The organism is Streptomyces sp. iso_384, from assembly GCF_056172905.1.
On the sequence record NZ_JBWBTT010000001.1, the window covers coordinates 3,412,735 to 3,438,684 of the forward strand.

Consider the following 25,950-nt stretch of genomic DNA (forward strand, 5'->3'; position numbering starts at 1 on the left):
GGGGCCACCGGCGGTACGGGCGCGCAGACAGCGGGCGTAGTCGGCGACGGAGGTCTCCCAGTCCGCCGGGTCGGGCACGGGCGGGTTCCAGGAGCTCAGCATGAGGTCGACGGCCAGGCCGACGACCTCCGCGTGATCTTCGACATGGTCGTACAAAGCCCTTACGGTCACGTCCAGTTCGGCGGCCGGCGCGCGCATCGTGAGGGAGGGGAACCCCTGTGTGCCGGCCATCCACCTCCAGCGCCTTGACGGCGATGATCTCGCGGGTGAGGACCGGGCGGCCCTTGCGTACCAACCACCCTCACGCTCATCGACCCGCGCCGGGTGCCCCGCCCCGGCCTCGGAGGGGGACGGACGGCGGCGGTTCCGTTCCGTGCTGCGGCTCCTCCCGGCCCTGGTTAGCGTGAGCCGTGTGGCGGCCGTACGACAGCCGTACGACCGCGCCGACGAGCGATCCGACGAGTAAGGAGCCCGTGATGCCCTCATCACCGCATCCGGCGAGAGGGGACCTGGGCCGGCGCATTGCGGCACGCCGCCTGCAGCTCGGTCTGTCCCGGCAGGACGTGGCTCTGCGGGCGGGCGCCGCGCCCGGCTACATCGAGTACGTGGAGGAACAGCCGGCCACACCCGGCATCGGCTTCCTGCTCCGGCTGGCCGACGCGCTGGAGACCACCGTCCAGGAACTGTGGGGCGGCACCGCCGACCTGCCGCCGGGCATCGGCCGAGGCGCCCGCAGGGCCCGGATGGCCGAACTGGAGGAGTCGATGTGCTGGGTGCTGCTGGGCGACCACGGCGTGGGACGGGTGGCCCTGACCCACGGTGACGGTCCGGTCGTGCTGCCGGTGAACTACCAGGTGCTCGACGGCGAGGTCATGTTCAGCACCGGCGAGGGCTCACCGCTCGCCACCGCCGCCGACACCGAGATCGCCTTCGAGGCCGACCACATCGACGACGCCTTCAGCAAGGGGTGGAGCGTGCTGCTCGTCGGGCCCGTGCGGGCCGTGACGGATGAGGAGGCCGCGCGCCGGCTCAGGGAGGCGGCGTACGCGACGCCGTGGGCGGGGGAGGAGCGCGAACACGTCATGACGCTGGTGCCGCGGCGGATCACCGGACGGAAGATCATCGTGCCGGACGCTCCGGACGACGACGGCTGAACCACGCGGGCCCGGCCGGAGGCGCTCAGGCGAGCGGAACGACGGCGACCGGCGCGGTGCTGTGATGGATCACGGCGTGGGCGACGTGCCCGAGGTACGGCAACGCGGGCCGCCTGCCGCGCCGTCCGACGACGAGCAGCTCCGCGCCGCGGGAGGCCTGGACGAGTTCGCGGGCGGCCGGACCGACGACCACCTTCTCCACGACCCGGACCTCCGGGAACCGCGACCGCCAGGCGCGGAGCAGCTCGGTCAGCCCTTCGGCGGCCCGCCGGCCGAGCCCGGTGCCGATCTTCGGATCCAGGATCGCCGCGTACCCGTAGGAGGCGGGCGGGGACCAGCTGTGCACGACCCGGAGCGGTAGGTTCCGGCGGGCGGCCGTACCGAAGGCGAAGTCCAGCAGCGGGTCGCACGGGCGCGAGATGTCGAGGCCGAGGACCACATCCGGCTGCGAGCCCACGGCGGCAGCGTCCTCCGCGCCCGCGGAAGCCTGCTCGGCGGCACCGGCGGCACCGGCCGCCGTCCCGGATTCCGTGGCGCCAGCCTCCTCCCCGGGCTGCTCCGCCCGTACGAGCACGACCGGCCGTGTCGACGTGGCGACGACCGTGAGCGATACCGAGCCGACCAGGAAGCCGACGAACCCGCCGAGCCCGCGTGAGCCCAGCGCCGTCGCCTCGGCCTCGTCCGCGGCCCTGGTCAGTTCGGCCCCGGCCCGTCCGTGCGCCGTCTCCGTCGTGACGTCGAGGCCCGGATGGTCACGGCGGGCCCGCTCCGCCGCCTCGCGCAGCAGGGTCTCGTACCGCTCGACCAGCGCCTTGGCGAGGGTCAGCGGGATCTCCGGGGTGATCGGCCACTCCTCCACGTGCACCAGACGCAGTGCGACACCTCGCGACGATGCTTCACGGGCGGCCCAGGCCGCTGCCGCGAGGCTCTCGGTGGAGTCGTCCAGGCCGACGGTGACGTGGCGGTTCATGACGGGCCTCCTCGGCGTGCCGGGTCCCGGTGCGGAACCACGTCTCCAGCCTTCCGCCGCCGGCCCCGCCGGGGGAGGGCCGACAGGGCTCGATCGGGGCCGAAAGGCCCATGCCCGCCGCCCGCCGACCGGTGCGACGGTGGAGGTGTCACCTCTCCCGACCCTGCGCGAGGAGCAGTCATGACCAGCGACATTCCCGGGCGTCCGGAAATCGGCGCCGTCGTGGTCGGAGTGGACGCGTCCACACCGGCACGAGAGGCCGCGCTGTGGGCCGCGGCCGAGGCGGACCACCGTGGGGGTCCGCTGCACATCGTCCACGCCTCCGACAGCGACCGGCGGGTCTTCCACTCGTCGGCCGACACCATCCAGGCCGTACGGGAGGCGGGACGGAAGCTGCTCGCCGAGACCGCCGCCGCGGTGCGGGAGATCCGGCCCGACCTGGTCGTGACGACGGAACTCAGCCGCCAGGGGCCCGTGGCCGGGCTGCACGCCGCGGCCGGGGAGCGCGGCACGATCGTCGTGGGCAACAGGGGCCTGGGCGGCTTCGGCTCCCTGATGCTCGGATCCGTCGGGCTGGGGGTGGTCGCGCGGACCGAGGTCCCGGTGATCGTGGTACGCGGCGCGGCCGACCGGCCCGGGACCGGCGTGGTCACCGCCGCCGTGCACGGCGCGTCGGATCTCGACTGGCTGCGGATAGCCGCCGCCGAGGCGCAGGCCCGAAAGGCGTCACTGCGGCTGCTGAGCGTCTACAACGTCCTCGCGCACGTCGGCGGTGTCACCACCATGCTCGACAGCCTCGGGGACATCGCGGACGAGAAGGTGCACGAGGTCGCGGCCGTGGCCGAACGCGTCTCCCAGCTGTACCCGGACCTCCCGATCGTCCACCACGTCGAGACGGGCACCAGCGTCCCCGGCATGCTCGTCGAGGCCTCGGTCCACACCGATCTGATGGTGATGGGCAGCAAGCGGCGGGTGCTGGGAGCCGGTCCGGCGCTGGGACGGGTCGCTCACGCGATGCTGCACCACGGGAACTGCCCCGTCGAGATCATTCCGCCCGGCTACGCCGGTGCCACCGCCGGGGCGTCGGAGGTGGCGGACGCCTCCTGAGTGGTACGGCCCCGGGTGTCGTACGGCGGTGGGGGCACCGCGTCATACGACCGTGAGGACGTCGGCGACCGGCCGGCGCGGGGTGGCCGTTCCCGAGGGGCCGTAGCCGAGCCGGAGCACCATGTGCACGAAGCCCGTCGCGGAGCCGGGATCACGGGTGAGGGGGCGTAGTTCGGGCCATTCGAGCGGCTGCGACATCAGCGAGGTCGAGAGACCGTCGAGCGTGGCCTCCAGGAGCACGCGCTGCATCGCCTGACCTGCTCGCAGCCAGTCCGCCGGAGTGTCCGTCGCCGTGCCGAGGAGCGCGATCTGCGGCCGCTCCTCGAACGCGGCCGCCGTACGGTCCGGCACGGTGCGGGGGGTGTCGAAGTCCCGGGCGGGGGCCGTCACACCATACTGGCGCGGGCCGAAGGCGGAGGAGGGGATGCCGTCGTCGGCGGGGCCCTCGCCGGTCCTGCCGGTGCGCGTCCAGTCGGCGATCTCGGCGCGCATGGCCGCGCTGGCGGACTCCAGGAGCTCCGCGTCGTGGACGAGGTCCAGTACGGCGTCCCGGTGCCAGGTGCCGGGAACGATCAGCCGGCAGCCCTCCAGGAGGGCCGCCGCGCACAGCTCGTCGAACAGCTCCGGCGGGATCGGCTCGTCGGAGAACGGGAAACGGCTGGTGTGCCGTCGCGCTATCGCGGGATGGAGGTCGGCCAGCACGGTGTCCGTGGTCCCGGACTCCGTCAGCCGGACGTCGGCGAGACGCAGGTGGTCCGAGGGATCGGGGAGCAGCTCGGCGTCGGCGGTCCACCCGTGCAGGGCGGCGGACACACGCAGATTGAGCAGCGCCGCGCCGCACCCCAGGTGCAGACCTCGCCGGTCCGGGTCACCGACCGGCAGCGTACGTTGCGGATCGCCGTACAGGGAGAGCAGCCCGGAGCCCGCGTGGTGGACGAATCTCCAGGGCTGGGCGTTGTGCATGGACGGCGCGGCGACGGCGTCCTCGACCAGCGACGTCACCACCGCCGTGAGCTGTTGTTGTTCCTGCGTGAGCATGGCGTGTCCTGTCTGCGAGAGGTCAGCGGTACCGCTCTCTACCTGCTCCGTACCCGCCCCGCGCCCCCTCCTCACGCGTTCTCGACATGAGGCTACGGAGTGCGCGGGATACGTCGGGAGAGCGGCCGGTGAGCGCTCCTCGTCTCCTTTCGGCCGTCGGAGGTGCCCATGGGCGCGGACGGCGACGAGACCCACGTGGCCCGGCTCCCGCGCCTGCGGCTCGATGAGCTGCTCGACGAGATCCAGGGCCGCATCGACGAACTCAGAGGTACTCGGGACCGGCTGAACGGCCTGCTCGACGTGGTCGTCTCCGTGGGGCGGGAGCTGGATCTGCCGCAGGTGCTGCGCGGGATCGTCGAGTCCGCCGCCGCGCTGGTCGACGCCGAGTACGGTGCGCTGGGCGTGGTGGGCGACGATCGGAAACTCGCCCAGTTCCTCCCCATCGGCATCAGCGACGAGGTACGTGCGCGGATCGGCGGCCTTCCCTCCGGACACGGCCTGCGCGGCGAGCTGATCCGGCGCCCCGAGCCCCTGCGGCTGTCCAGCTCTCGGACCATCCGGCCTCGTACGGCTTCCCGCCCGGCCATCCGCCGATGCACTCCTTCCTCGGCGTGCCGATCCGGGTACGCGACGAGGTGTTCGGCAACCTCTACCTCACCGAGAAGCGCGGTTCGGCCGACTTCGACGCGGAGGACGAGGCCGTCGTCTCGACCCTGGCGGTCGCGGCCGGCATCGCCATCGAGAACGCCCGCCTCTACGAGGAGGCACGGCTCAGGGAGCGCTGGCTCGCCGCGAGCGCGGACGTCACCAGCGCGCTGCTGTCCGGCTCCGGGGAGCCGGAGGTGCTCCACGGGATGCTGGAGCAGGCCGTCGACATCGCCGGGGCCGACCTCGGGTCTTCTACCGCCTCGGGCCGGACGGCGAGATGACCGGTTCGCTCGCCCTGGGCGAGCGGGCCGACGCGCACGGCGGCATGGTGCTGCCGAGCGGCCGGGGCACTCTCGCCGCCGTTGCCCTCGCGCAGGACGGCCTCGTCACGGTGCCGGACGTCGCCAACGACCCGAGGGTGACCGTGCTGCCGGACAGGTGGAAGGGGTTCGGTCCGGCGGTGGCCGTCACGGTGGGTACCCAGGAGAAGCTGAGCGGAGTCCTGATCCTCGCCCGACTCGAAGGCCGACCGACGTTCATGGACGCGGAGATCGCCGCTCTGCCTGGCTTCGCCGACCAGGCCGCCCTCGCCCTCGAACCGGCCGACCGCCGCCGGGACGCCGAGCAGATGAGCCTCCTGGAGGACCGCGACCGGATCGCCCGTGACCTGCACGACCTGGCGGTCCAGCGGCTGTTCGCCACCGGGATGACCCTGCAGAGCGTCCGCCCGCTGGTAGAGCATCCGGGGGCGGCCGAGCGGCTGGGCCGGGCGATCGACGACCTCGACTCCACCATCAAGATCATCCGCTCCACCATCTTCGGCCTGCGGGAGCACGGGAGCTCCAGGGGCGGTCCGACGCTCCGGACCCGGGTCGTCCAGGCGATGGACGACGCGGCGCCCGCCCTCGGGTTCACCCCGGCGCTCCGGATGGAGGGGCTGATCGACACGGATGTGCCGCGCGCGGTGGCCGACCATGTGATCGCGGTCATCGGGGAGGCCCTGAGCAACGTCGCCCGGCACGCGGAGGCGAACCGGGCGGAGGTCTCGGTCACCGCCGACGAAGGGGTGCTCGTGGTGACGGTGACCGACGACGGCATCGGCCTCCCGCCCGGCCTCCCGACCGACGGCCGGCGCGGCGGCCTGCGGAACCTCGCCCGGCCTCCCGACCGACGGCCGGCGCGGCGGCCTGCGGAACCTCGCCGAACGGGCCGAGAGCCTGGGCGGCACCCTGTGCGTCCGCGCCGAGCCGCGCCCCGGCAGCGGCACCGTGCTGGAGTGGCGGGTCCCGACGCTTCCCGGGCACGGCTGAACGGCCGGTCCACGTGTGCCGCCGCCTCACCGCTCGTCGTGCTGCCGGTGCTCCCGTACCTCCGCCGCGATGACGGCCGCCTGCACCCGGCGTTCCACGCCCAGCTTCCCGAGCAGCCGGGAGATGCGGTTCTTGACGGTCTTCTCGGAGAGGTGCAGCCGCTCGGAGATCTGCCGGTTGGTGAGCCCCTCGCCGACGAGATCGAGCACCGAACGCTCGCGCTCGGACAGCACCGCGAGCCGCTCGTCCTCCGGCGGCCCGTCGTCCTCCGGGCCCCGCAGCGACCGCATGAGCCTCGCCGTGGTCGCGGGATCCAGCATCGACCGGCCCGTGGCCACGGTCCGCACGGCGGAGACCAGGTCCGAGCCGTTGATCTGCTTCAGCACGTAACCGGCCGCTCCGGCCATGATCGCGTCGAGCAGAGCCTCCTCGTCGTCGAACGAGGTCAGCATCAGACAGGCCAGTTCCGGCATCCGGGACCGCAGCTCGCGGCAGACGGTGACGCCGTCGCCGTCGGACAGCCGGATGTCGAGCACGGCGACATCCGGCCGCAGAGCCGGTCCACGGGCCAGCGCCTGCCCGGCGGTGGCGGCCTCGCCGACCACCTCCAGGTCCGGCTCCGCCTCCAGGAGGTCGCGCACCCCGCGTCGTACCACTTCGTGGTCGTCCATCAGGAAGACACGGACCGGCGCTCCACCGGAGTCGGTCGGTGTGTCGGACATCTGCGACTCCTGATGACTCGGTTCGCCGCCGCGCCTGCGCCGTTCCCGGCCGACTCTTCCGTATACGGGCGTTGTCCCGGGTGCGGCGTCACCGCACCCGGGACGACGTCACCGAGGCGTCACAGCCGGCGTCACCTGCTCGACCAGCCGGGCGAGGCGCGCCAGCATGGTGCGGTGGCGGATCTGGATCACCGCGTCCACCAGCGTGTTGTGGAGCGTGCCGCCCGGGCCCCGCAAGGGATGCTCGTCCACGGTCACGAGAGTTCCGTCGCCCCACGGCCGGATGTCCAGGGCGATGCGGGCCGATCCCAGCGGACCCGCCCCGGCCTCGAGCTCCAGTGCCCGAGGCCTCTCGACGAATCGGACGACCGTGCGGCCGGTGAACCGCTTGGGCCCGAAGCGCACGCTGTACGTGATGGACGAGCCGGATTCGGGCCAGTCGCCCTTGTCCCGGCGCGACTCGGAGGTGCCCACCACCCATCTGCCGTACAGGTGCTCGTCATTCAGTACCGCCCACACGGCGGACGGCGGTCGGTCGATGAGCTGATGCCGGGCGGCCATGGTTCTCCTCGGGTCGGCGGCCGGGCCCGTCCCGGGCCGGGGGCTGTGCCGCTGGTGGGTACCACCGCTGCCGGAGGGTAAACGCCGGGCCGACGAGGGACGAGCCTCCGCTTCTCCGCCGTGGGGCTGCGTGTCGGTTCGACGTGCCCACGACGCGGTGCCTATGCTCCGGGCGGTGGAAGACGTTCCGGGAACGCCGCACATGCTTTCCACCGGGCGTCGGCCGAGCGAAGAAGCCGGCCCGCCGCAGGCGGAACTCCGTGAAGGAGACCAAGGATCACGTTGCGGGAGTCTCCCGATCAGGACCCCGGCGCCGTTGCCGGTGCGGCACCGCCCGGGCGTGGCGGCCCGGCGCCGACCGCCTCGCTCCCGAGCTGTGACATCGACGCTCTGCGGGGCGAGCTCGAAGGCCTGCGCACCGCACTGCGGAGCAGGCCGGTCATCGACATCGCCCGCGGCATCCTCATCGCCTCGACGCCCTGTACCAGCGAGCAGGCCTGGCAGATCCTGGTCGACGCCTCGCAGGACAGCAACATCAAGCTTCGCGAGATCGCCCGCCAACTGGTCGAGAGCTTTCACGGCACTCCCGTGCCGCCTGCCACCCGCCGTGCCCTGGAGACCGCCATCCGGCGCACACGCACCCGCTGAACCAGTGCCTTGGACTGCGATGAACGAAAGGGCGCACGTTTAGCCGGGACGTTCGCGGTCACCCCATTGAAGCGACACGACACGACGCGATGCACCGAAGCCGGAGGGCCCGGTGGCAGGCCGCCGGGCCAGGCTCGCGGACGAGGAAGACATGAACCGTTCAAGCGTGGAACAGTTGCTGACTGCACAGGAGGACACGATGCGTGACGTGCGCAGGTTCCTGCGGGCCAAGGTCCTGAAGGCCCGCGGTCTGGTCGAGGAATCGGACGGCAAGGCACTCGACGATCCGGGTCGCAAGGACGGGGGCCGACGCCGGCAGGCAGAGGCACGCCGGCAGGAGCGCCAGGGGCGTTCCGACGGGTCCCCCGGCCGTTGAGCATGCGAGGAGTGCGCGTCCCCGACGACGACGGCCCCACGACGTGGCAAGCGGTGCCGGACCCGGCCGGTGCGGCTCCGCGGCCGAGCCCGGCCGTGCGGCTGCCCGGGGTGTACCGGCCGCAGACCGACACACTGCTGCTGGCCACCGCCATGAGTCGCGAGGGGATCGGGTCGGGCATGGACGTGCTGGACCTCTGCACCGGCACCGGCACGCTGGCCCTGCACGCCGCACGGCTCGGCGCCCGCGTCACGGCGGTGGACATCAGCCGCCGGGCCGTGGCGTCGGCACGGCTCAACACCGTGCTCGCCCGCCTGCCCGTCACCGTACGCCGGGGGGACCTGCTCCGGGCCCTGCCGGGGCTCACGTTCGACGCGGTCATCAGCAACCCCCCTTACGTTCCGGCGCCCGGCCTCGTGGTGCCCCGGTACCGGGCCGGCCGGTCCTGGGACGCGGGCCCCGACGGACGGGTGATCCTCGACCGCATCTGCGACGACGCTTCCACCGCCCTGCGTCCCGGCGGCCTTCTTCTGTTGGTCCAGTCGGAGCTGAGCCGTCCCGAGGACACGGTGAGCCGGCTCGCCGCGGCCGGTCTGGTCGTCTCCGTGACCGACCGGGTGGCGATTCCGTTCGGCCCCGTCACGCGGGGCCGGGCGGCCTGGCTGCGGGCCCGCGGTCTGCTGCGGGACCGTCTGGACAGGGAAGAGTTGGTGGTGATCCGTGCCCGGAAGGAGTGAGACGCCGCGCCGTGTGCTGGTGAACCGGGAAGGTCCCATGCTGGTGGAAGGGCCGGTCGACGTCGTGACGGCCGACGGGACGACGGTCCGGTCCGACCGCTTCGTCGTCGCGATCTGCACCTGCCGCCGCAGTCGCACCTATCCCTGGTGCGACACCAGCCACCGTCGTCGCAAGGCCGCCCCCGGCCCGGGCGGCCGGCAGGAGCCCCAGGACGGCGAGGAGGAACCCCGACCATGACGATCCCGGCCACCACCGCCCACGACCGTCCCGCCGCGTCCCCGGTGCTGCCACCGGCGCGCGGGCCCCTGAGCGAGAGCGTCCTCGGCGTCCTGGCAGGCCGCCGAACGGCCCTGCCGGATGCCGGGACGATCCACCACGCCGACCCTTACGGTGACGATCTGCACCTGCTCCTGTACGTCCTGTACGAGCTCCATTACCGGGGGTTCGCCGGCGTGGACGAGCGCCTGGAGTGGAATCCCGCCCTGCTCGGCGTACGCGCCGCGGCCGAGGAGGTCTTCCTGGACGCGCTGCGCAGCGACGGCGGATCGGGCCGGACGGACGTGGCGGAGGCCGTCGACGCGCTCCTGCTGGAACCCGTGGGCGATGACGGCCGCAGTGTCAGCCACCACCTTCAGCGGGAGGGGGAGCTGTGGCAGCTGCGCGAGTACGCCGCCCTGCGCTCCCTCTACCACCTCAAGGAAGCCGATCCGCACCTCTGGGTGGTGCCCAGGCTCCGCGGCCGGGCGAAGGCGGCGATGGCCGCCGTGGAGTTCGACGAATTCGGAGCCGGCCGCGCCGAGGACATCCATGCTCGGCTCTTCGCCGACCTGATGGCCGACCTCGGCCTCGATCCGCGCTACGGCCGCTATCTCGACGCCGCGCCGGCCTGCGCCCTGGCCACGGTCAACCTGATGTCCCTGTTCGGGCTCCACCGGCGGCTGCGCGGTGCGTTGGTCGGGCACTTCGCCACAGTGGAGATCACCTCGTCCCCGGGCTCCAGGCGACTCGCGGCGGCTCTGCGCAGGGTCGGCGCGGGCCCCGCCGCCCAGCGTTTCTACGACGAGCATGTGGAAGCCGACGCGGTCCATGAACAGGTCGTCCGCCATGAGGTGATCGGGGGACTGCTGGAGGACGAGCCCGAGCTGGCGGCCGACGTCGTCCTGGGCATCGAGGCGACCGGACACCTGGAGGGCCTTCTCGCGGACCACCTGCTGGTGGCATGGCGCGAGGGTCACACGGCGCTCCGTACGCCGCCGACATCCTGAGGCGCCTCGGAGACCGCTCAGAATGCGACCTCGTCCACGTCGCGGACGGCGGCCCCCATGTTGCGCTGCATCATCCGTAGCGCGGCCTCGGCGAGATCACTGTGGATATGTGCCACGGCGTCCCTCGGCACCGTCACGCGGAGATGCCGGATGTGCGCGTCGAGAGCCGAATACAGCACACACTGTTCCGTCACCTGGCCGCACAGCACGACATGGTCCACGTCCAATTCGGAGAGGAGATAGCTGAGCGGTGTCTCGTAGAAGATGGAATGCCGGGCCTTGACCACGAAGAGCGCGTCGTCGTCCGGCAGCAGAGGTTCGACCAGTTCCGCGTTCGTCCCCGCCAGAGCGGCCTGAATGATCTCGCCGTGATGGGATCGCCACTCGCCGAAATTGTCATTCGCGTAGATGACGGGGACGCCCTGCGTGCGAGCGCGACCGATCAGGCGTGCGAGGTGCGGAAGCGCCGTGCCGACCGAAGGAATGAGCAGTTCGGCGTCGGGGTGATCGTACGTATTGATCATGTCGATGACGATGAGAGCGCTTTTCCCCATGCCTCCACGATCTCAAATGTCCGGCAGCGCCGATGTGTTTCACGGGGATGCTGATCTTGTTCGACAAGCAGATCCAGCTGCGGACGGGCCGGACCGACGTCGAGGGCTGTTCCGGAAGAAGGCCGACGGCATGATCAAGACACTGCTCGTTCCCTGACCGGGCGACGCCTCATTCGATCTCCTGGAGCACGCCCGCACGCAACCGCTCGCAGGACTGGCTGAGCAGCCGGGAAACGTGCATCTGCGAGATGCCGAGGCGCTCGGCGATGCTCACCTGGGTCATGTCCCGGAAGTAGCGGAGATACAGAATCGTCCGCTCCCGCTCCGGCAGCCTGCGCAGCTCGGGCTTGACGGCCTCGCGGTCGACGGCGACCTCCAGGGCCCGGTCGCAGGACCCAAGCCGATCGACCAGGGGTGTGCCGCCCTCGCCGCCCGCGGGCTCGGCGTCCAGGGAGAGGGCGCTGTAGCTCTCCATGGCCTCCATGCCCAGCAGAACCTCGTCCTCGCCGAGCCCGGTCGCGGAGGCGATCTCGGCGGAGGTCGGGGCCCTGCCTTCCAACTGCTGGGCGAGATCGCGTCGCGCTGCTCGCACCCGGTTGCGAAGGTCCTGGACACGTCGCGGTACGTGGACGCCCCAGGTGTGGTCGCGGAAGTGCCGCTTGAGCTCCCCGGTGACCGTGGGAACGGCGTAGGTCTCGAAGGCCTTTCCCCGCAGCGGGTCGAAGCGGTCCACCGCCTTGACCAGACCCACGGCCGCCACCTGGCGCAGATCGTCCATGGGCTCGCCCCGGTTGCGGAACCGTGAGGCGATCCGATGGGCCATCGGCAGCCACTCGCGGATCGTCTCGCTCCGCAGGGCATCCCGCTCCGGACCCGGAGGCAGGGTCCGCAGCCTCCGGAAGGCCTGGTCGGCCGACGGAACTTCCGGGTCCGCACAGGGCTCGGCGGCGGATGCGGTCTGCTGCATGGTGGTCACTCCTCGGCGACGATGCGTTGGGGTGCCGTGGGAGCGCACCGGACCGGACACATGCCGCCCGGGCCTCCCACGGGCGCGCCTCATGTCCGAAGCACGAAAACCGCATACCCGAGCGAATCGGACGTAAACGTACGAGTTCCGTGCCGATTCGCGGGCTCAGTGGTGTGTACCCGCAGCAGGCCTGGTACTCCGAGCGCGTCGAGCCGGCCCCGGCCGAACCGGGAGGGCGCCATGGATCTCGCGCCCCTGACGCTGCTGCTCGACCCGGACGGCCCTGACACCCACCGTGAGGTCCGGACCGGACCGGCACCCGGACAGATCGCGCTGCGCCGGACCGATGCCCGTGCGCTCGGCGAACCGGGACCCTTCACCGCCCGTGACCTCGCCGCGGACGATCGCCCGGCCGCGGACACCCGAACGGCCGAGCCGGTCGGCGGCTTCGGAGCACTTCTGCGCCGCCGGCCGTGGCAGTCGCACTACGCACGGAAACCGCAGGAGACCTTCTGCGACGAACTGCTCAGCGGACTAGCCGGCGAACGCAACGACGACATCGCGATCGTCACCGTACGTAGGGGCCCACCGCACACCGGACCCGCCGTGATGGTTCCGTGAGGCAGGGCCCGGCACGCCGACACGACACCGGCCGACGGAGAGACCGTCAGACCGACGCCGGTCCGAACGGGCTGTCGTCCAGCCGGTCGAGCAGATCGGCGACATCCCGGTAGACCGCTCCCGCGCCCGCCCGCTCCAGGTCAGCACGTGGAATGCCACCCGACAGCACCGCCACCGTGCGCACACCGGCCCGGCCCGCCGCCTCCATGTCCCACACCGTGTCCCCGACGAACACCGCTTGCCCGGCGTCGACGTCCGCCAGCTGGCAGGCCAGCTCCACAGGCTCCGCAGAGGGCTTGCCCTGCTCGACGTCGTCCGAGGAGGCCGTCGCGCAGATCGCCTCGTCCGCGTCCACCGCCCGGCGCAGCGCCGCCAGCTCCGGCCCGCTCGCCGAGGTGGCGAGGACGACGCGCCAGCCGCGTCCGGCCAGCGCGCGCAGCAGGTCGCCCGCGCCGCGGAAGGCGGGCAGACGGTCGAAGTACGTGGCGTGGAGCACCTTGTGGGCGGCGCTGATGGCCGGGTCCTGATCCCGGTCCCGGTCGGCTCCCAGCAGCCGTTCGATCAGGTCACCGGAGCTCAGACCGACCGCCCGGTGGATGTCCGGCATCGGCACGGCATGCCCGGCCTGCCGGAACGCTTCCCACCACGCCACCACATGGAGGTGGTTGGTGTCGGTGAGCGTTCCGTCCACGTCGAAGATCGCCGCTCCTGCCATGTTCGCCCGCTTCCTTCGCCGTCAGACCCGGCTTTCCTGGTCGTCCGCCTCGTTCGCCTTGTTCGCTTGGTCCGTGATGTGCGCGGCCGCCTCCTCGGCGGACGCCGCGCCACCGTCGATGCCCATGTCCGTGGCGAGGTCACCGACGCCGTCGCCGTCCGGCGGCGCCACATCGTCGGCCTCCTGCGTCAGCCGCTGATCGAGGGACTCGCCGCGCCGCTCCTGTCGTGCCGTACTTGTCCACGGCAAGCGGGCGTTCGGGCGGCCACTCCCGCGCGTCAGCGGCCGAGAGCCTTTCGGAGATCCTCCTTGTTCATCGAGGAACGCCCGTCGATGTTCTTCTTCTTGGCCTCTTCGTAGAGCTGGTCCTTCGTGGGCCCTTGCGCGCCCTTGTGAGAACGTTCGCCGCCACGCTGATAGGCGGACTTCTTGTCCTCGGTGGAGACCTTGCTCGCCGTCCTGGACTCGCCGGACCGGGCGCGCTGTTTGTTCACGGTCCGGGCGGCGATCTCCTTCGCGCGGCCCTCGGACGCGCCCTGTTCTTCCTGGCTCTCCTTGATGTGCTCGTACTGGCGCTCACGCTTCTTGTTGGATCCAGCCGGCATGCCGTGCTCCCTTCTCCGCCTCGCCGCCGTCGGGCGACGAGAGCCGCACTGATGCGGTGGCGCCCCTCTTCCGAAGCGCGCCCAACGCGTTTCCCCTTCGCGTTCCACTAAACAACGCCTGCCGGAAGGGCGCGTCCGGTGGCATCCGAGCGGAACCAAGTCCTTTTCGGACGGCGGCGCCGACGGCTGCTTTCCCAACCGGCCGGCGCCTGGGCTCCGCGTACGCCGGATACCTATCAGCCGGAGTACCCCCGCACAGGACGCGAAACATCGGTGGTGTGGCGTTACGCGCTGAGAACCGGGGGTACCCCAAGCGCGGACAAAATGGCCATGACGTATCGCGGAACGAGGGTCACATGCAGGTGGGATACAAGCTGGCGGCTGAGGCGTTCGGCCCGGCGGAGCTGGTCAGGCAGGCCGTCCTCGCCGAAGAGGCCGGCTTCGACTTCGTGGAGATCAGTGATCACTACCACCCCTGGCTCGACAATCAGGGACATTCACCGTTCGCCTGGACGGTGCTGGGGAGCATCGCGGCCCGGACGTCACGGATCGGTCTGGCGACCGGGGTGACGTGCCCCACCGTGCGCTACCACCCCGCCGTCATCGCTCAAGCGGCCGCCACCCTGGCGCTGCTGTCGAACGACCGCTTCGTCCTGGGCGTCGGCTCGGGGGAGCGGCTCAACGAGCACGTGGTGGGCCCCGGCTTCCCCGACGCGGTCAGCACCCGGCACGACATGCTCACGGAGGCCCTGGAGATCATCCGGCTGCTGTGGAGCGGGGGCTATCAGTCCTATGAAGGGAAGCACCTGCAACTGCGGGACGCCCGTGTCTTCGACCTCCCCGGCAAGCTCCCCCTGATCGCGGTGGCCGCCAGCGGCCGGGAATCGACCCGGATCGCCGCCGAACTCGGCGACGGACTGTTCGCCACGGAGGACAAGCCGAGCATCGTCCGGCACTATCGGGACGCCGGCGGCGCCGGCCCGTGTTACGCAGAGGTCCCGATGGCCTGGGCTCCCGATGCGCACACCGCCGCGCGTGCGGCTCTGGAGACGTCGCGATGGGCGCTGACCGGGTGGAAAGTGATGAGTGAGCTGCCCAATCCGGTCAACTTCGACGCTGCGACCACCACCGTGCGCGAGGAGGACATCCTGGAGAGGTTCGCCTGCGGCACGGAACCCGAACGGTACGTCGAGGTGGCTCAGCCGTTCGTCGACGCGGGCTATGACAGGCTGGTCATGCAGAACGCGGGCCCCGACCCCGACGGCTTCATCGACTTCTACCGGCGCGAGCTCGACGGACGCATCCGACAGCTGGAGCCGAACAGTCCGCGCGCCTGAAAGCCGCCGGGGCGGTCGCCCTCCGGCATGCGGGTCACGCTGCCGGGTACGGGCCGCCGCGGAGCAGGCGGGCCAGGTGGACGGCGTTGGCCGCCAGCGCTGCGGTGGTCGAGGTGACGGCGTCCGGTGTCGCGTCCAGATCCTGGTGGCCGGTGCCCTGCATGGCCTCGCCCGCCCAGTACGTGACGGCTCCGGGCGCCGGCGAGAAGCCGACGTCGTTGAGGCCCTGGAACACGTCGGCGCTCACCTTCTGCGCGCCGTCCTCATTGCTGACGACCGCCACGGCCGCGACCTTGCCTTGCAGGAGTGACCGAAACGCCCCCTTGCGCCGTCGGGCCGGGGTCACCCGGGTGAGCCGTGTCTCACCCGGGCTCCACGACTTGTCTATGCAACTCGTTGCATAGAAGGATCGCGGTATGGCTCTCGACCACGCGATCCTCGTCTCCCTGCTGGAGCGGCCGGGCTCCGGCTACGAGCTGGCCCGCCGGTTCGAGCGGTCCATCGGGTACTTCTGGACCGCCACCCACCAGCAGATCTACCGCGTGCTCGGGCGCATGGTGACCGACGGTCTGCTCCTCGTTCGCGAGGTGGAGCAGCAGGGCCGGCCGGACAAGAAGGAGTACTCCGTCACCGGGCCCGGCCGCTCCGCGCTCGCCGCGTGGCTGCACAAGCCGATCGAGCCCGAGAGCCTCCGGCACGATCTCGCCGTGAAGATCCGGGGCGCGGCCTTCGACGACCCGGCCGCCCTGATCCGCGAGGTCGAGCGGCACCACCAGGTGCACCGGGACCGGCTCGCGCACTACCTCGCCGGGGAACTGCGCGACTTCACCGGGCCCGACGCCCCCGCACCGCAGGACGCGGGCCAGGAGCTCCAGCACGTCGTGCTGCGCGGCGGCATCGCGTTCGAGCGGATGACGATCGCCTGGCTCGACGACGTACTCGACACCCTCAACCGGCTCGCGGCCTCCGGGCCGGACGCCTGAGCGGCGGCCCGCCGAAACCTCCGTAAGCACCGACCACCCTCCTCCTTCCCGTAAGGCGACCTCCATGGCTGACTCCGCGTCCCTGCTGTTCAACCCGCGCACCTACGACCCCCGGCACTTCGACCCGGAGACCCGCAGGCTGCTGCGCGCCACCGTCGACTGGTTCGAGGAGCGCGGCAAGCGCCGGCTGATCGAGGACTACCGCTCCCGCGCCTGGCTGGGCGACTTCCTCGCCTTCGCCGCGAAGGAGGGCCTGTTCGCCACCTTCCTCACCCCCGCGTCCGCCGCGGGGAAGGACGACCAGCGCTGGGACACCGCGCGGATCGCGGCCCTCAACGAGATCTTCGGGTTCTACGGCCTCGACTACTGGTACGCCTGGCAGGTGAGCATCCTCGGCCTCGGCCCGGTCTGGCAGAGCGACAACGCCGCCGCCCGCGACCGTGCGGCCGAACTCCTCTCCCAGGGCGAGGTGTTCGCCTTCGGCCTCTCCGAGAAGACCCACGGCGCCGACATCTACTCCACCGACATGCTGCTGACGCCGGACGGCGACGGTGGCTTCCGGGCCTCCGGCTCCAAGTACTACATCGGCAACGGCAACGCCGCCGGTCTCGTCTCCGTCTTCGGCCGACGCACCGACGTCGAGGGCCCCGACGGCTACGTCTTCTTCGCCGCCGACAGCCGTCACGAGGCGTACCACCTGGTGAAGAACGTCGTCGACTCCTCCAAGTACGTCAGCGAATTCCGCCTGGACGACTACCCGGTGGCGCCCTCCGACATCCTGCACACCGGCCGGGCCGCCTTCGACGCCGCGCTCAACACCGTCAACGTCGGCAAGTTCAACCTCTGCACCGCCTCCATCGGCATCTGCGAGCACGCGATGTACGAGGCCGTCACCCACGCGAGCAACCGCATCCTCTACGGCCGCCCGGTCACCGCCTTCCCGCACGTGCGCCGCGAGTTGACCGACGCCTACGTCCGGCTCGTCGGGATGAAGCTGTTCAGCGACCGCGCCGTCGACTACTTCCGCTCCGCCGGGCCCGACGACCGCCGCTACCTCCTCTTCAACCCGATGACGAAGCTGAAGGTGACCACGGAGGGCGAGAAGGTCATCGACCTCATGTGGGACGTCATCGCCGCCAAGGGCTTCGAGAAGGACAACTACTTCGCCCAGGCCGCCATCGAGATCCGGGGGCTGCCGAAGCTGGAGGGCACGGTCCACGTGAACCTCGCGCTGATCCTCAAGTTCATGCACAACCACCTGCTCAACCCGGTCGACTACCCGGCCGTCCCCACCCGCCTCGACGCCGCCGACGACGCGTTCCTCTTCCAGCAGGGCCCGGCGCGCGGCCTCGGCTCCGTACGCTTCCACGACTGGCGCACCGCGTTCGACGCCTACGCCGAGGTGCCGAACGTCGCCCGCTTCCGCGAGCAGGCGGACGCCCTGTGCACATTCGTCGAGACGGCCGCCCCCGACGAGGAGCAGAGCCGCGACCTCGACCTCCTCCTCGCCGTCGGCCAGCTCTTCGCCCTGGTCGTCCACGGCCAGCTGATCCTGGAGCAGGCCCGGCTGACCGGCCTCGACGAGGAGCTGCTGGACGAGCTGTTCGCCGTGCTCGTACGCGACTTCTCCGCACACGCCGTCGAACTGCACGGCAAGGACTCCGCGACCGAGGACCAGCAGAGCTGGGCGCTCGGAGCGGTACGCCGTCCCGTCGTCGACGCGGCCCGCTCGGCACGGATCTGGGAGCGTGTCGAGGCGCTGTCGGGGGTGTACGAGATGGCGGAGTGACCGACGCCGGGCAGCCCGTTCCCCGGACACCCCCGCCTCGTCGGAACTGATCTGGAGATCCACCAGTGGTACGGCGATGCGGGGGGAAGCGTGCAGCCGGATGCGGGGCCGGTCAGCTGTCTGTTCTTCGGGCGGGACGACGCGGAGACGGACCTGCGGGACGGTCTCTCCTGAAGAGGCTGGCTGGTCACTTCACGATCGCCGAGGGCGATGTGCCGGCCGCCACGCAACGGTCCTCCCGTTGGAAGCTCCAGGACCTGGCCAAGGAATATCTGATCAACCATCCCTTCCTGCGCTCTCTCTTTCCGCCTGCCGGACACCATGCGGGAAGAGGTCTACGTCGAGATCGCGCGGGTCGTGGCCGCGGCCGAGGAGTCCCGAAGTGAACAGCCCGACAGCGGCAGGCTGGACGTGCCCAGACATGTCCTGGCGGCCTCGGTCTATTTCGACGCGCTCGCGACGCGACTGGCCGCGCACGGATTCCGGGACCGTACGGTCACGACAGGGCTGGAGGACGAGGCCCGGGCCCTCATCCGGTCCGTCGGGGGATCCACGGGAGGGGGCGGGGGCGGAGCCCGACTCCGGATGATCGGGTCGCGCCGGACAGGCCTGGGGCGTCACCTCCGTTTGCGGGGTGATGGACATCGCGTTTGAGTGGGAGAGCCCCCTCGCCGCCCCTGGAGCTGACATGTCGATGGCGTTCGGTTCACCCCTCGGTCCGTCCGATCCGTTCAGTGACCTGCTGAACCGGTTCTTCGGTATGTCGCCCGCCTCCTCGCCCCCCGCGATGCAGCGCGTGCCGATCGGGCGACTGCTGACCGAGTCCTCCCACGAGCTGCTGGGCCGGGCCACCAGCAGAGCGGCCGAGGACGGAACGGCGGACCTCGACACCGAGCACCTGCTGTGGGCGGCGACCCAGGTCGAGCCCTCGCGCGGGCTGCTCGCCCGGGCCGGGGTCGACCCCGACGCCCTCGCCGCCCAGCTCGACGAGGTGCTGCCGCGGGAGTCCGGCGAGCCCTCCGCCGAGCCCGGTCTCACCCCGGCGGCCAAGCGCACCCTCACCGCCGCCTACGCCCGCTCGCAGGCTGCCGGAGTGTCCTACATCGGCCCCGAGCACATCCTGGGCGCGCTGATCGACGATGCCGACTCCGGCGCCGGCCGGTTCCTGGGCTCGGACGACCTCGACGTGGGCAAGCTGCGCGGCGCCACGGACCGGGCTGCGGGCGCGGACGGGGCTGCCGGTGGAGGGAAGCAGGCGTCGACGACCCTGGACGAGTTCGGCCGGGACCTGACGGAGGAAGCGAAGGCCGGAAGGCTCGACCCCGTCGTCGGGCGTGCCGACGAGATCGATCAGACCATCGAGATCCTCTCGCGGCGCTCCAAGAACAACCCCGTCCTCATCGGCGAGCCCGGCGTCGGCAAGACCGCCATCGTGGAGGGCCTCGCCCAGAGCATCGTCGCGGGCGAGGTGCCCGACACCCTCAAGAACAAGCGGGTCGTCTCACTCGACCTGTCCGGCATGGTCGCCGGAGCCCAGTACCGCAGTCAGTTCGAGGAGCGGCTGAAGAAGGTCATCGAGGACGTGCAGAAGGCCGAGGGGGAGATCATCCTCTTCATCGACGAACTCCACACCGTCGTCGGCGCGGGCGCCACGGGCGAGGGATCGATGGATGCGGGCAACATGCTCAAGCCCGCCCTCGCCCGCGGCGAGCTCCATGTGGTGGGCGCGACGACGATCGACGAGTACCGCAAGCACATCGAGAAGGACGCCGCCCTGGAGCGCCGCTTCCAGCCCGTCCTGATCCCGGAGCCGACCGTCGAGGAGACCGTACAGATCCTCGAAGGGCTGCGGGACGCCTACGAGGCCCACCACCAGGTCCGCTTCGCCGACGGGGCCCTGACGGCGGCGGCCGAGCTGTCCGACCGTTACATCAGCGACCGGTTCCTGCCCGACAAGGCCATCGACCTGATGGACCAGGCCGGGGCCCGCGTACGGCTGCGCAGCGCGAACCGCTCCACCGAGGTCGTCAGCCGCGAGGACCGCCTCGCCAAGCTGCGGCGCGAGAAGGACGAGGCCGTCGCCGGCGAGGAGTTCGAGAAGGCGTCCGGGCTGAAGCGGCAGATCACCGAGGTGGAGGGCGAACTCGCCGGGATCGAGGAGCGCCGCGAGGGCGTCGTCTCGGTCACCGCCTCCGACATCGCCGACATCGTCTCCCGCCGCACCGGCATCCCCGTCTCCCAGCTCACCGCCAGCGAGAAGGAGAAGCTCCTCAAGCTGGAGGAGGAGATGCACGCCAGGATCGTCGGCCAGGACGAGGCGGTCACCGCGGTCTCCGAAGCCGTACGCCGTAACCGCGCGGGCATGGGCGACCCGAACCGGCCCGTCGGCTCGTTCCTCTTCCTCGGGCCCACCGGCGTCGGCAAGACGGAGCTCGCCAAGACGCTGGCCGAGCTGCTGTTCGGCGAGGACGACCGGATGATCCGGTTCGACATGAGCGAGTTCCAGGAGAAGCACACGGTCGCCCGGCTCGTCGGAGCGCCGCCCGGATACGTCGGTTACGACGAGGCGGGCCAGCTCACCGAGAAGGTGCGGCGCAACCCCTACAGCGTCGTCCTGTTCGACGAGGTCGAGAAGGCGCACCCCGACGTCTTCAACACGCTGCTCCAGATCCTCGACGACGGCCGGCTCACGGACGGACAGGGCCGCACCGTCGACTTCCGGCACTGCGTCGTCATCATGACGTCCAACATCGGCGCCCACCGCATCCTCGCCCACCAGGGCGACGCCGCCGAGCTCAAGGACGAGCTGATGGAGGACCTGCGCGGCCGGTTCCTGCCCGAGTTCCTCAACCGCATCGACGACATCATCGTCTTCCACAGCCTCACCGAGGACGATCTGTCCGAGATCGTCGACCACCTCCTGGACCGCAGCAAGCGCCGGGTCCACGCCCAGGGCATGACCCTGGAGGTCACCGAGGCGGCGAAGAAGCTCCTGGTCGCCCACGGCTACCAGCCGGAGTTCGGCGCCCGACCGCTGCGCCGCACGATCCAGACCGAACTGGACAACCGCGTCGCCTCCCTGCTGCTCGGAGGCGAAGCCGACCCCGGGGACACGATCGTCGCCGATGTGATCGACGACTCCCTGCACTGCACCATCCGCAAGGGCGGCGCCGACGGAGAGACCCCCGCCGCCGACACCCCCGACGGCAAGGAGTGAGTGACTGATGTCCCATCACCACCACAAGTCGAACGAAGAGGTCGAGGGCGACCCCGACACCGGCCACAGCCGCGGAATGCCCCGCCGCCCGGACGAGAAGCGACTCGACGAGCGCCTGGAGGAGGACCGCGAGGAAGTGGGCCTCCCTCCGGACCAGGACGGGAAGTCCGACTAGGCAACGTCCCGGTCCTCGGGCAGCCGCTCCAGAGCGGCGGCCACATCGGTGCGGCCCGCGATCTCCCGCAGAGCGCGGGCCGGCACCGACCCCGGCTCCCGGGCGACGGTCACCAGACTCACCAGACCGACCGGCACCGTCCGGGCCGGCTCGACCAGCGGCACCGCCCGCACCCCGTGCGGCACGCCGAAGACATGCAACCAGGTGTGCGGCACGACGCTCGCCCACCCGGCCCGTCCTGACATGGGCGAAGAGCGCCGCCACCGAGTCCGTCCCGACCCGGGGCGAGGGCCGCACCCCGGCCTCCGTGAACAGCTCGTCCAGCAACCGGCGCCCTATGCCCACGAGGGCCTCACCGGCCTGACCCCGTACGGGAGCGCGGCCGGGCACGTGACCGCTCAGGCGGCCGGGACCACCGTGACCTTGACGTGCTTCATGATCGGCTGGTCGCTCTGGGTGCTGTAGTCGCCCAGCGCGCACAGCACGTTCATCTCCGGCATGTAGCCGGCAGCGCAGCCGCGCGGGATGTCGTACGGGATCGCGGTGTAGCCGGTCAGGAACCGCCGGCTGCCGTCCTTCGCCGTGCTCGTGATGTCGACGGAACCCATGTCGGTGATGCCGCGTTCGCGCATGTCGGCCCGGTTCATGAAGACCAGCGTGCGCAGGTTCTTGATGCCCCGGTAGCGGTCGTTGTCGGAGTAGATGGTGGTGTTCCACTGGTCGTGCGACCGCATCGTGCCGAGCGCCAGGGTGCCGGGCTCGGGCACGACGTCGGGCAGGGCGGCCGCGGAGAACTCGGCGCGCCCCGACGGGGTCAGGAAGACCAGTTCGCGGGCGGGCTGCTTGATCCGGAAGCCGAGGGGCAGCCGGACCCGGCGGTTGAAGTCCTCGAAGCCGTCCAGCGCCTCGGCCATCGTGTCCCGGATCCGGTCGTAGTCCTCGATGTACCAGTCCCAGGGCGTCTCGCTGTCCGGCAGGGCGGTGCGTGCCATCCCTGCGACGATGGCCGGCTCGGACAGCAGGTGCGGGGACGCGGGGCGCTTCATCCCGACGGACAGGTGGACCATGCTCATCGAGTCCTCGACCGAGGTGCTCTGCACACCCTTGCGCTGGTGGTCCTTCTCGGTGCGTCCGAGACACGGCAGGATGAGAGCCGCGCGGCCGTGCACGACATGACTGCGGTTCAGCTTGGTGCTCACCTGGACGGTGAGGTCGCAGGAGCGCAGCGCCGCGTACGTGACCGGGGTGTCGGGCGCGGCGAGCGCGAAGTTGCCGCCCATCCCGACGAACACCTTCACCTCGCCGTCCCGCATCGCTTGGATCGTCCGCACGGTGTCCAGGCCGTGTTCGCGGGGCGGTTCGATCTTGCAGGCCTCCGCGAGCCGGTCCAGGAACGCCTCGGTGGGGCGGTGGTCGATGCCGCAGGTGCGGTTGCCCTGGACGTTGCTGTGGCCGCGCACGGGGGAGGGGCCCGCGCCCTCCCGGCCGAGGTTGCCGCGCAGCAGCAGGAGGTTGACGATCTCGCGGACGGTGTCGACGCCGTGCTCGTGCTGGGTGAGGCCCAGGCACCAGCTGACGATGGAGCGGTCGGCCTCCTCGTACACCCGCGCCGCCTTGAGGATGTCGTCGCGGCTCAGCCCGGACTGGTGCTCCAACTCCTCCCAGGGCGTGGCCTCGCACAGCGCCCGGTACTGCTCGAAGCCGGTGGTGTGGCGGTCGATGAACGCGACGTCCAGGGCCTTGGGGTCGCTGGCCGACTTCTCCAGGATCGCCTTGGCCATGCCGCGCAGCAGCGCCATGTCACCGCCGATGCGCGGCTGGAGGTTCAGCGTGCTGGTCCTCGTGGTCCTGAACAGCGCCATGTCCGTGAAGTCGTGCGGAACGATGGTGCGGGTGGCCGCCGCCTCGACCAGCGGGTTGACGTGCACGATCTGCGCGCCGCGACGGTCGGCCTCGGCGAGGGCGGTGAGCATCCGGGGCGCGTTCGACGCGGCGTTGACGCCCAGGATGAACAGGGCGTCCGCGGACTCCCAGTCCTTGAGGTCGACCGTTCCCTTTCCGGTGCCCAGAGAGGCATGGAGGGCCCGCCCGCTTGCCTCGTGGCACATGTTGGAGCAGTCCGGCAGATTGTTCGTGCCCAGTTCGCGGGCCATCAGCTGGTAGAGGAAGGTGGCCTCGTTCCCGAGCCGCCCGGAGGTGTAGTACGCCGCCCGGTTCGGGCTGTCGAGCCCGCGCAGGGTGGCTCCGACCAGCGCGAACGCATCCTTCCAGCTGATCGGCACATAGTGGTCGGATGCGGCGTCGTACACCATCGGCTCGGTCAGCCGGCCCTGGTTCTCCAGGTCGTAGTCGCTCCACCCGGCCAGCTCGGTCACCGAGTGCGCGGCGAAGAAGTCGCGGTCCACGCGCTTGCGGGTCATCTCCCACGTGACGTGTTTGATGCCGTTCTCGCAGATGTCCAGGTGCAGGCCCTTGGTGTCGTCCGGCCACGCGCACCCGGGACAGTCGAAACCGCCGTTCTCGTGGTTCATCCGCATGATGGCCCGCGGACCGTCCACCAGCGCGCGTTCCTCCACCAGGAAACGGGTCACACTCTTCGCCGCTCCCCAGCCGGCGGCCGGGTGGTGGTAGGGCCGGAACTCCGGATCGGCCTCGGGAGCGGGACCGACCCGGGGCTCCAGGGGCTCCTGTGCTTCGTTGTCGGTGCTCACGACACTTCCCCCCTTTCACCTGCGGGTATGACGGGCCGGACGGTGTGGCGGCGCGAAACGGGTCCTTCCCGGGCAGGCTATGTCCGGTGATTCCCGGCTGCCACTCGGCTCAGGTGGCCGCTCCGGGCTGCGTCCCGGACCACGCGCGCATACGCTGACACGGTCCGGACCTCGCCGTGGGGTGCCTGCGGAGCAGGGCCCCGGGCCCCTCCTCGGGCAGCGCACGTGAGGCTCTCATGAACAGTCGGATCCTGCTCCCCGCCGTTCCCCGGCTCGCCTGCTCAGCGGTGGCCGGAGCCGCCGTCGGGCTGCTGGTCGGCCTCCTGCTCACCAACGCGCCGCTGGGCATCCTCGTCGGCATCGCCGCCGTGGAGACCCTCTTCGTCGTCGCGGGCTGGCTCGTCCTGTGGCCGATGGACGCCGCCGCCACCCATGCGAACGCCCGGCGCGAGGAGTTCCGGCCCGTGGCCGAGGAACTCGTCGTCGTCACGGCCGCCCTGTCCGGGCTCGTCGGCATCGTGCTGCTGCTCCTGATCGGCGACTCCGACCTGAGCCACGCGGCGGCCGCCCTGGCCCTCTGCGGCGTGTTCATGTCCTGGGCGGCGCTCCATCTGATGTACGCCGCCCGCTACGCGTACATCTACTACCGGCCGCCCGCCGGCGGGATCGACTTCAACACGAAGGAACCGCCGCGCTACATCGACTTCCTCTACTTCAGCTACAACCTGGGCATGACCTACCAGGTCTCCGACACCAACGTCTCCACCTCCAGGATCCGCGCGGTCGCCCTCCGGCACTGTCTGCTGTCGTACGTGTTCGGCGCGAGCATCCTGGCCACCACGATCAACCTGGTCGCCGGCATCGTCACCGGCTGAGAGGCCGTCGGGGGCGAGTCCGCTGCCGCGGGCGGCTCGGAACACTCCGGCAGGCTCAGCACTCCGGAAGGGTCAGCCGCCGTGTGACGCGCAGCGCCGACTCCAGCAGCCGCGCCCTGACCTCGGTGGTCCGGTACATCCGGTCCGACCGGAACGAGATGCCGATCGAGCCGACCTGGTCACCGCTGTACACGGGCACCGCCACGCAGGTCGTGCCTCCGGCGTACTCCCCCCGGTCCAGCGAGAGCGGGCCCGCGGGGGCGGAGTCGAGCTCCCGCAGAAGCTCCTCGCGATGGGTGATGGTGCGGGAGGTGAGGTCGGGCAGGGCGTGCCGGGAGAGGTAGTTGGCGCGCGCCTCCTCGTCCAGCTCGCGGAGCACGCTCTTGCCGAGCGCGGTGGCGTGTCCGGCTTCGTGGAAGCTCACCCAGACGTCCACCCGTGGGGCCCGCGGGCTGTCGACGATCTCCAGGACCCGGATCTCGCCCTCGTCGTACAGCGTCAGATAGGCGGCGGCGGACAGGCTGTCGCGCAACGAGGACAGCAGGGGGCGGATGCGCTGCTGCAGCGCCGGGCCGGCCACGTCCGGCTGCGACCGCAGGTTCCGCTCATGGAGAGCGAACGCGCCGTCGTCCAGCTCGTCCAGATAACCGTCCAGGGCGAGCTCGTGCAGCAGCCGCCGGGCAGTGACGTCCGACAGCCCGGCCTCGTGGGCCAGCTGCTGCACGGAGGCACCGGCCGGGTGCGCCCCGGCGGCCTCCAGCAACCGGAGGTCCTGCCGGACGGACACCGTCGGCTCGGGGCCGGCCTGGTCACCCATGGCACCAGGATGGACCCGGCGCGGGGGTGCGGCAAGGCCGGTCCTCC

Annotated in this window: 25 protein-coding genes and 3 pseudogenes; 15 read left to right on the top strand and 13 right to left on the bottom strand. The window is 71.2% G+C overall.

Going from position 1 to position 25,950, the window contains the following annotated elements:
• The first annotated feature begins 476 nt into the window (after positions 1-476).
• Positions 477-1,154: a helix-turn-helix domain-containing protein gene (locus AC0VY3_RS15150; RefSeq protein ID WP_103508359.1), complete on the top strand. Its 678-nt coding sequence runs from the start codon at positions 477-479 to the stop codon at positions 1,152-1,154.
• 25 nt (positions 1,155-1,179) lie between these two features.
• Here AC0VY3_RS15150 and AC0VY3_RS15155 read toward each other — a convergent pair whose 3' ends face one another.
• Positions 1,180-2,124, bottom strand: coding sequence for a universal stress protein (locus tag AC0VY3_RS15155; protein ID WP_475549791.1), 945 nt, complete (start codon positions 2,122-2,124; stop codon positions 1,180-1,182).
• A 180-nt stretch (positions 2,125-2,304) separates the two neighbouring features.
• Here AC0VY3_RS15155 and AC0VY3_RS15160 point away from each other — a divergent pair, with 180 nt between their 5' ends.
• The gene (locus tag AC0VY3_RS15160; protein ID WP_103508357.1) at positions 2,305-3,231 is read left to right on the top strand and encodes a universal stress protein; all 927 of its coding nucleotides are present in this window, start codon (positions 2,305-2,307) and stop codon (positions 3,229-3,231) included.
• A 42-nt stretch (positions 3,232-3,273) separates the two neighbouring features.
• Here AC0VY3_RS15160 and AC0VY3_RS15165 read toward each other — a convergent pair whose 3' ends face one another.
• Positions 3,274-4,269 carry an Acg family FMN-binding oxidoreductase gene (locus AC0VY3_RS15165; RefSeq protein ID WP_103508356.1) on the bottom strand — a complete coding sequence of 332 codons (996 nt, stop codon included), beginning with the start codon at positions 4,267-4,269 and terminating at the stop codon, positions 3,274-3,276.
• 168 nt (positions 4,270-4,437) lie between these two features.
• Here AC0VY3_RS15165 and AC0VY3_RS15170 point away from each other — a divergent pair.
• Positions 4,438-6,227, top strand: a pseudogene (locus AC0VY3_RS15170) (sensor histidine kinase).
• A gap of 26 nt (positions 6,228-6,253) precedes the next feature.
• On the opposite strand, the gene AC0VY3_RS15175 reads toward AC0VY3_RS15170, so the two are convergent.
• Positions 6,254-6,949, bottom strand: a complete 696-nt coding sequence (locus AC0VY3_RS15175) for a response regulator (RefSeq protein WP_475549792.1) — start codon at positions 6,947-6,949, stop codon at positions 6,254-6,256.
• A 108-nt stretch (positions 6,950-7,057) separates the two neighbouring features.
• Positions 7,058-7,510: an SRPBCC family protein gene (locus AC0VY3_RS15180; protein WP_475549793.1), complete on the bottom strand. Its 453-nt coding sequence runs from the start codon at positions 7,508-7,510 to the stop codon at positions 7,058-7,060.
• A gap of 282 nt (positions 7,511-7,792) precedes the next feature.
• Here AC0VY3_RS15180 and AC0VY3_RS15185 point away from each other — a divergent pair, with 282 nt between their 5' ends.
• The 5 genes from AC0VY3_RS15185 to AC0VY3_RS15205 all read left to right on the top strand — a co-directional run bounded on the left by AC0VY3_RS15185 (position 7,793) and on the right by AC0VY3_RS15205 (position 10,537).
• Positions 7,793-8,158: an ANTAR domain-containing protein gene (locus AC0VY3_RS15185; protein ID WP_181010792.1), complete on the top strand. Its 366-nt coding sequence runs from the start codon at positions 7,793-7,795 to the stop codon at positions 8,156-8,158.
• A 151-nt stretch (positions 8,159-8,309) separates the two neighbouring features.
• A complete protein-coding gene (locus tag AC0VY3_RS15190) occupies positions 8,310-8,534 on the top strand; it encodes a hypothetical protein (protein ID WP_103508370.1) in 225 nt (74 codons plus the stop codon).
• A 2-nt stretch (positions 8,535-8,536) separates the two neighbouring features.
• Positions 8,537-9,271, top strand: coding sequence for a HemK2/MTQ2 family protein methyltransferase (locus AC0VY3_RS15195; protein WP_103508352.1), 735 nt, complete (start codon positions 8,537-8,539; stop codon positions 9,269-9,271).
• A gap of 37 nt (positions 9,272-9,308) precedes the next feature.
• Positions 9,309-9,509 (top strand): CDGSH iron-sulfur domain-containing protein, encoded by a 201-nt coding sequence (locus AC0VY3_RS15200; protein WP_258047096.1) that lies wholly within the window; start codon positions 9,309-9,311, stop codon positions 9,507-9,509.
• A complete protein-coding gene (locus AC0VY3_RS15205) occupies positions 9,506-10,537 on the top strand; it encodes an iron-containing redox enzyme family protein (RefSeq protein ID WP_103508350.1) in 1,032 nt (343 codons plus the stop codon). The genes AC0VY3_RS15200 and AC0VY3_RS15205 overlap by 4 nt, the downstream gene beginning before the upstream one ends.
• Positions 10,538-10,554: 17 nt before the next feature.
• Here the strand turns inward: AC0VY3_RS15205 and AC0VY3_RS15210 are convergent, their stop codons facing one another.
• Both AC0VY3_RS15210 and AC0VY3_RS15215 read right to left on the bottom strand, forming a co-directional pair.
• Positions 10,555-11,091, bottom strand: a complete 537-nt coding sequence (locus AC0VY3_RS15210; RefSeq protein ID WP_103508349.1) for a cysteine hydrolase family protein — start codon at positions 11,089-11,091, stop codon at positions 10,555-10,557.
• A 169-nt stretch (positions 11,092-11,260) separates the two neighbouring features.
• Positions 11,261-12,058, bottom strand: coding sequence for a SigB/SigF/SigG family RNA polymerase sigma factor (locus AC0VY3_RS15215; RefSeq protein ID WP_103508348.1), 798 nt, complete (start codon positions 12,056-12,058; stop codon positions 11,261-11,263).
• A 240-nt stretch (positions 12,059-12,298) separates the two neighbouring features.
• On the opposite strand from AC0VY3_RS15215, the gene AC0VY3_RS15220 reads away from it, so the two are divergent.
• Positions 12,299-12,679: a hypothetical protein gene (locus AC0VY3_RS15220; RefSeq protein ID WP_475549794.1), complete on the top strand. Its 381-nt coding sequence runs from the start codon at positions 12,299-12,301 to the stop codon at positions 12,677-12,679.
• 46 nt (positions 12,680-12,725) lie between these two features.
• Here the strand turns inward: AC0VY3_RS15220 and AC0VY3_RS15225 are convergent, their stop codons facing one another.
• The 3 genes and pseudogenes from AC0VY3_RS15225 to AC0VY3_RS15235 form a co-directional block, all read right to left on the bottom strand.
• Positions 12,726-13,394, bottom strand: a complete 669-nt coding sequence (locus tag AC0VY3_RS15225) for an HAD family hydrolase (RefSeq protein WP_475549795.1) — start codon at positions 13,392-13,394, stop codon at positions 12,726-12,728.
• Between the two features lie 21 nt (positions 13,395-13,415).
• Positions 13,416-13,659 (bottom strand): annotated as a pseudogene (locus AC0VY3_RS15230) (DUF5709 domain-containing protein); the annotation flags it as partial.
• 13 nt (positions 13,660-13,672) lie between these two features.
• Positions 13,673-13,999, bottom strand: coding sequence for a plasmid stabilization protein (locus tag AC0VY3_RS15235; protein ID WP_103508346.1), 327 nt, complete (start codon positions 13,997-13,999; stop codon positions 13,673-13,675).
• 356 nt (positions 14,000-14,355) lie between these two features.
• Between AC0VY3_RS15235 and AC0VY3_RS15240 the strand changes: the two genes are divergently transcribed.
• Positions 14,356-15,336 carry a TIGR03557 family F420-dependent LLM class oxidoreductase gene (locus AC0VY3_RS15240; RefSeq protein WP_103508345.1) on the top strand — a complete coding sequence of 327 codons (981 nt, stop codon included), beginning with the start codon at positions 14,356-14,358 and terminating at the stop codon, positions 15,334-15,336.
• A gap of 34 nt (positions 15,337-15,370) precedes the next feature.
• Here the strand turns inward: AC0VY3_RS15240 and AC0VY3_RS15245 are convergent.
• Positions 15,371-15,649, bottom strand: a pseudogene (locus AC0VY3_RS15245) (flavodoxin family protein); the annotation flags it as partial.
• Positions 15,650-15,752: 103 nt separating this feature from the next.
• Here AC0VY3_RS15245 and AC0VY3_RS15250 point away from each other — a divergent pair.
• The 4 genes from AC0VY3_RS15250 (at position 15,753) to AC0VY3_RS15265 (ending at position 21,500) form a co-directional block, all read left to right on the top strand.
• A complete protein-coding gene (locus AC0VY3_RS15250; protein ID WP_103508343.1) occupies positions 15,753-16,319 on the top strand; it encodes a PadR family transcriptional regulator in 567 nt (188 codons plus the stop codon).
• Between the two features lie 64 nt (positions 16,320-16,383).
• Positions 16,384-18,108, top strand: a complete 1,725-nt coding sequence (locus AC0VY3_RS15255) for an acyl-CoA dehydrogenase family protein (protein WP_475549796.1) — start codon at positions 16,384-16,386, stop codon at positions 18,106-18,108.
• 688 nt (positions 18,109-18,796) lie between these two features.
• On the top strand, positions 18,797-21,325 hold the full coding sequence (locus AC0VY3_RS15260) for an ATP-dependent Clp protease ATP-binding subunit (RefSeq protein ID WP_475549797.1): 2,529 nt from the start codon (positions 18,797-18,799) through the stop codon (positions 21,323-21,325).
• 7 nt (positions 21,326-21,332) lie between these two features.
• Positions 21,333-21,500, top strand: a complete 168-nt coding sequence (locus AC0VY3_RS15265) for a hypothetical protein (RefSeq protein ID WP_170994507.1) — start codon at positions 21,333-21,335, stop codon at positions 21,498-21,500.
• Here the strand turns inward: AC0VY3_RS15265 and AC0VY3_RS15270 are convergent.
• Complete coding sequence (locus AC0VY3_RS15270; protein WP_475549798.1) at positions 21,497-21,745, bottom strand: hypothetical protein; 249 nt, start codon at positions 21,743-21,745, stop codon at positions 21,497-21,499. The genes AC0VY3_RS15265 and AC0VY3_RS15270 overlap by 4 nt on opposite strands.
• 153 nt (positions 21,746-21,898) lie before the next feature.
• Entirely contained in the window at positions 21,899-24,211 is a 2,313-nt protein-coding gene (locus AC0VY3_RS15275; RefSeq protein ID WP_475549799.1) for an FdhF/YdeP family oxidoreductase, read from the bottom strand.
• 236 nt (positions 24,212-24,447) lie between these two features.
• Here AC0VY3_RS15275 and AC0VY3_RS15280 point away from each other — a divergent pair, with 236 nt between their 5' ends.
• Entirely contained in the window at positions 24,448-25,086 is a 639-nt protein-coding gene (locus AC0VY3_RS15280; RefSeq protein ID WP_475549800.1) for a DUF1345 domain-containing protein, read from the top strand.
• A gap of 55 nt (positions 25,087-25,141) precedes the next feature.
• Here AC0VY3_RS15280 and AC0VY3_RS15285 read toward each other — a convergent pair whose 3' ends face one another.
• Positions 25,142-25,903: an IclR family transcriptional regulator gene (locus AC0VY3_RS15285; protein ID WP_242739943.1), complete on the bottom strand. Its 762-nt coding sequence runs from the start codon at positions 25,901-25,903 to the stop codon at positions 25,142-25,144.
• Between the last annotated feature and the right edge of the window lie 47 nt (positions 25,904-25,950).

What these genes read in the sequence shown, in the direction of transcription:
- AC0VY3_RS15150 (WP_103508359.1), top strand. Translation starts at nt 477, where the DNA reads ATGCCCTCATCACCGCATCCGGCGAGAGGGGACCTGGGCCGGCGCATT.
- AC0VY3_RS15270 (WP_475549798.1), bottom strand. Translation starts at nt 21,745, where the DNA reads ATGTCAGGACGGGCCGGGTGGGCGAGCGTCGTGCCGCACACCTGGTTG.
- AC0VY3_RS15285 (WP_242739943.1), bottom strand. Translation starts at nt 25,903, where the DNA reads ATGGGTGACCAGGCCGGCCCCGAGCCGACGGTGTCCGTCCGGCAGGAC.
- AC0VY3_RS15260 (WP_475549797.1), top strand. Translation starts at nt 18,797, where the DNA reads ATGTCGATGGCGTTCGGTTCACCCCTCGGTCCGTCCGATCCGTTCAGT.
- AC0VY3_RS15165 (WP_103508356.1), bottom strand. Translation starts at nt 4,269, where the DNA reads ATGCTCACGCAGGAACAACAACAGCTCACGGCGGTGGTGACGTCGCTG.
- AC0VY3_RS15180 (WP_475549793.1), bottom strand. Translation starts at nt 7,510, where the DNA reads ATGGCCGCCCGGCATCAGCTCATCGACCGACCGCCGTCCGCCGTGTGG.
- AC0VY3_RS15200 (WP_258047096.1), top strand. Translation starts at nt 9,309, where the DNA reads ATGCTGGTGGAAGGGCCGGTCGACGTCGTGACGGCCGACGGGACGACG.
- AC0VY3_RS15220 (WP_475549794.1), top strand. Translation starts at nt 12,299, where the DNA reads ATGGATCTCGCGCCCCTGACGCTGCTGCTCGACCCGGACGGCCCTGAC.
- AC0VY3_RS15215 (WP_103508348.1), bottom strand. Translation starts at nt 12,058, where the DNA reads ATGCAGCAGACCGCATCCGCCGCCGAGCCCTGTGCGGACCCGGAAGTT.
- AC0VY3_RS15155 (WP_475549791.1), bottom strand. Translation starts at nt 2,124, where the DNA reads ATGAACCGCCACGTCACCGTCGGCCTGGACGACTCCACCGAGAGCCTC.
- AC0VY3_RS15255 (WP_475549796.1), top strand. Translation starts at nt 16,384, where the DNA reads ATGGCTGACTCCGCGTCCCTGCTGTTCAACCCGCGCACCTACGACCCC.
- AC0VY3_RS15235 (WP_103508346.1), bottom strand. Translation starts at nt 13,999, where the DNA reads ATGCCGGCTGGATCCAACAAGAAGCGTGAGCGCCAGTACGAGCACATC.
- AC0VY3_RS15175 (WP_475549792.1), bottom strand. Translation starts at nt 6,949, where the DNA reads ATGTCCGACACACCGACCGACTCCGGTGGAGCGCCGGTCCGTGTCTTC.
- AC0VY3_RS15265 (WP_170994507.1), top strand. Translation starts at nt 21,333, where the DNA reads ATGTCCCATCACCACCACAAGTCGAACGAAGAGGTCGAGGGCGACCCC.
- AC0VY3_RS15160 (WP_103508357.1), top strand. Translation starts at nt 2,305, where the DNA reads ATGACCAGCGACATTCCCGGGCGTCCGGAAATCGGCGCCGTCGTGGTC.
- AC0VY3_RS15195 (WP_103508352.1), top strand. Translation starts at nt 8,537, where the DNA reads ATGCGAGGAGTGCGCGTCCCCGACGACGACGGCCCCACGACGTGGCAA.
- AC0VY3_RS15225 (WP_475549795.1), bottom strand. Translation starts at nt 13,394, where the DNA reads ATGGCAGGAGCGGCGATCTTCGACGTGGACGGAACGCTCACCGACACC.
- AC0VY3_RS15210 (WP_103508349.1), bottom strand. Translation starts at nt 11,091, where the DNA reads ATGGGGAAAAGCGCTCTCATCGTCATCGACATGATCAATACGTACGAT.
- AC0VY3_RS15190 (WP_103508370.1), top strand. Translation starts at nt 8,310, where the DNA reads ATGAACCGTTCAAGCGTGGAACAGTTGCTGACTGCACAGGAGGACACG.
- AC0VY3_RS15280 (WP_475549800.1), top strand. Translation starts at nt 24,448, where the DNA reads ATGAACAGTCGGATCCTGCTCCCCGCCGTTCCCCGGCTCGCCTGCTCA.
- AC0VY3_RS15250 (WP_103508343.1), top strand. Translation starts at nt 15,753, where the DNA reads ATGGCTCTCGACCACGCGATCCTCGTCTCCCTGCTGGAGCGGCCGGGC.
- AC0VY3_RS15240 (WP_103508345.1), top strand. Translation starts at nt 14,356, where the DNA reads ATGCAGGTGGGATACAAGCTGGCGGCTGAGGCGTTCGGCCCGGCGGAG.
- AC0VY3_RS15205 (WP_103508350.1), top strand. Translation starts at nt 9,506, where the DNA reads ATGACGATCCCGGCCACCACCGCCCACGACCGTCCCGCCGCGTCCCCG.